This is a genomic window from Desulfobacula sp. (genome assembly GCF_021107415.1).
Window position 1 is genome coordinate 1 of record NZ_JAIOSW010000377.1, and the last position, 2,758, is coordinate 2,758.

The 2,758-nt window shown below is 43.1% G+C and carries 3 protein-coding genes and 1 pseudogene; all 4 read right to left on the reverse strand.

Features of this window, described 5'->3' with window-relative positions; translation table 11 throughout:
* Positions 1–91: 91 nt before the first annotated feature.
* The gene (locus K8S13_RS18855) at positions 92–748 is read right to left on the reverse strand and encodes an amino acid ABC transporter permease (protein WP_291464961.1); all 657 of its coding nucleotides are present in this window, start codon (positions 746–748) and stop codon (positions 92–94) included.
* A gap of 3 nt (positions 749–751) precedes the next feature.
* The gene (locus K8S13_RS18860) at positions 752–1,468 is read right to left on the reverse strand and encodes an amino acid ABC transporter permease (RefSeq protein ID WP_291464962.1); all 717 of its coding nucleotides are present in this window, start codon (positions 1,466–1,468) and stop codon (positions 752–754) included.
* Between the two features lie 22 nt (positions 1,469–1,490).
* Positions 1,491–2,390 (reverse strand): transporter substrate-binding domain-containing protein, encoded by a 900-nt coding sequence (locus tag K8S13_RS18865; protein WP_291464963.1) that lies wholly within the window; start codon positions 2,388–2,390, stop codon positions 1,491–1,493.
* 167 nt (positions 2,391–2,557) lie between these two features.
* Positions 2,558–2,758, reverse strand: a pseudogene (locus K8S13_RS18870) (amino acid ABC transporter ATP-binding protein); the annotation flags it as partial.

Consider the following 2,758-nt stretch of genomic DNA (forward strand, 5'->3'; position numbering starts at 1 on the left):
ACAACCACGGTCTGCCCCCTCTTAACGGTTTCGTTAATATCTTTCAGAACTTGGAAGTCACCAGACCATTTGTGGATATTCCTGACGTCGATCATAGGACACTTGCCTGTCTGTATTTATCTTCGTAGTGCCGGCTTATTATTGAACCGGCGTAGCAAATAATCAAAAAAATAACGGCTACAAAACTGAACAGCTCTAATGATCTTATCTCAATGTTGTCCACAATAGAAGCACGCCTTACAATTTCAGGCAGCCCTATTACAAAAGCCAGGCTTGTATCCTGAAACGTGACGATAGACTGGGTTATCAGGCTTGGCAACATGCGGCGGAAAGCAATGGGCACGGTAATATAACGGGCTGTCTTTGCGTACGTCATCCCGGTCGAGTAAGATGCATTTACTAAGTCTTTGCTGATAGTCTGGTAACCTGCCCGGAAAATTTCACCGAAATAAGTCGCCTCGAATATAATAAAAGCGATGACCGCTGAAGGAAAAGGGTCTATGGATCGACCTACAAAAAGGGGCATGATAAAATAAATCCAGAAGATTACCAGGATCAGTGGAATATTACGCAGAAAATTTACATACCAGGTAACAGGGTAATAAATCCATTTATTCCTGGATATCCTTGCCAGTCCTACCAGTATGCCGAGGGAAATACCGCCTGCCAGGGCAAAAAAGGTAAGCTTGAAGGTAACCACCAGTCCGCCCATAAGAAAGGGGAGATTTCTCAAAACAGCATCAAACATTGCTTACCTCCCCATTAGGCCTTGAATTTTATATTTATTTTCTACAATACCCATAATTTTAACAACCGTCATCCCTAAGAACAGGTAAATGATCATCGCCCCGGTGGTTGCTTCCAGGCCGTGGAACGTTTCAGCATCGATCTGGTAGCTCTGGAATGTAAGTTCAGCCACACCAATGGTCATGGCCACGGAAGAATTTTTAAATATGGTTAAAAATTCCGTTGTCATGGGAGGAATAATCAATCTTAAAGCATACGGTATGATAACATAGCGGTACATCTGTATTTGTGTCATACCTGTAGAAAGCACCGCCTGGTACTGATCCTGCCCTATGGAAGTAAAGCCGGCTCGTACGTGTTCGGCAATACGGGAAGCTGTATAAAGTCCCAGGCCCACAACGGCCACATAAATGTTAAAGCCTGAAACCTGGTTTATATGCCTGGACAAAGTATCTCCGAAAAGCATAGGGGCGGCAAAAAACCAGAAAAAGAGCTGAACGATCAAGGGTATATTTCTGAATGTTTCCACATAAAGTGAGGCTGCGAAACGAAGCAACCGAAAGTTGGTAACCCGTAATGTTCCTACAAAAATGCCAAGGACTATAGCGATAATCCAGGCAATGAGCCCTATCATTATAGTCAGACCGAGTCCCTTGAGCAGCATCATTCCAAAAGGATCACGCCAGAGAACACTCCAGTCGAATTCGTATGCCAGTCCCATCAAGCATCTCCTGTCTCAAAACTTATCTTTTCTTCCACCAGCCGTCTTCCATAGGATAAACAATCATCTGGAGGTAGTCTTTGTAAGCAGGTGACATCCTGATCGGAACCGGACCTTTTGGCCCCATCCATTTTTCGTACAGCTCATAAAACTTGCCGGTTTTTATCGCCCATAGGATTGTATTGTTAACAAAATCGCGAAAGTCGGAATTTCCCTCTCTAATGATAAAAGCATAGGGTTCGTATGCAATAGCAAAGTCAACGGTTATCCACTTATTCGGATTTTTGTCTTTCATGCGGATACCTTCCAGGAGACTTCGATCTGTTGAATAAGCGTCGATCTTGCCTGTATTAAGGGCAAGCATGCCTTGTGGATGGGTCTCTAAAATTACAATTTCTTTTGGGTTGAAATCTCCGGCTTTAACTCTCTTCTGAATGACCCTTAGGTTGGTGGTAGCACGTCCTGCTCCTACTCGCTTGCCATTCAGTGACTGAAGGGTTTTGATCCCTGAGTCCCTGGCTACCAGGAATGTGGTTTCCGAAAAGAAAAAGACATGGCTGAAGTCAACAATATCCTCTCTCTTGGCGGTGTATGTGGTACAACCTGTCTCTATATCAACGGTACCGTTTGCTACGAGGGGAATACGAGTTTTGGAAGTGACCGTAAAGGGTTTGATCTTAATCTTTTTGCCAAATCGTTTGCTCAAGTTTTCTGCAAGCAAATGGGCCATGTCAACAGAAAAGCCGACATGCTTTCCTGTTTTGGGATCCATGTAAGCAAAGGGAATCGAGCCTTCCCTGAAGCCTACTTTCAGTTTACCTGTTTTTTCGATCCGTTTCATGGTTTTATCGGCAAGAACCGGCATGGATATAAAAGCCGTCAAACAAACAACTGATAATAAAACAACAAGGAATTTTTTCATGATGCCTCCCTCCTTTTTCCCGAAGCAACTGACAAGGTACACATTAATATGTGCATTGAGCGTTTAAGCTCAATACGATTATAGGCTTATCTTGTATAATGCCCGAAAAAGTGATGAATTTATAGAAAGTCAAGTTCATCCGAGTTCATCATGTTTTAGTTACTTAATCAATGCAATATCTGGCTCAGGAAGAGTTTAGTTCGATCTTGCTGGGGATTATCAAAAAATTCGCTCGGTGTATTCCCTTCTACGATTTTGCCAAACTCCATGAAAAGCACCCTGTGGGCAACACTCTTTGCAAATCCCATTTTATGAGTAACCACAATCATGGTCATACCTTCTTGTGCCAGTTCAATCATGACGTCCAG

What these genes read in the sequence shown, in the direction of transcription:
- K8S13_RS18855 (WP_291464961.1), bottom strand. Translation starts at nt 748, where the DNA reads ATGTTTGATGCTGTTTTGAGAAATCTCCCCTTTCTTATGGGCGGACTG.
- K8S13_RS18865 (WP_291464963.1), bottom strand. Translation starts at nt 2,390, where the DNA reads ATGAAAAAATTCCTTGTTGTTTTATTATCAGTTGTTTGTTTGACGGCT.
- K8S13_RS18860 (WP_291464962.1), bottom strand. Translation starts at nt 1,468, where the DNA reads ATGGGACTGGCATACGAATTCGACTGGAGTGTTCTCTGGCGTGATCCT.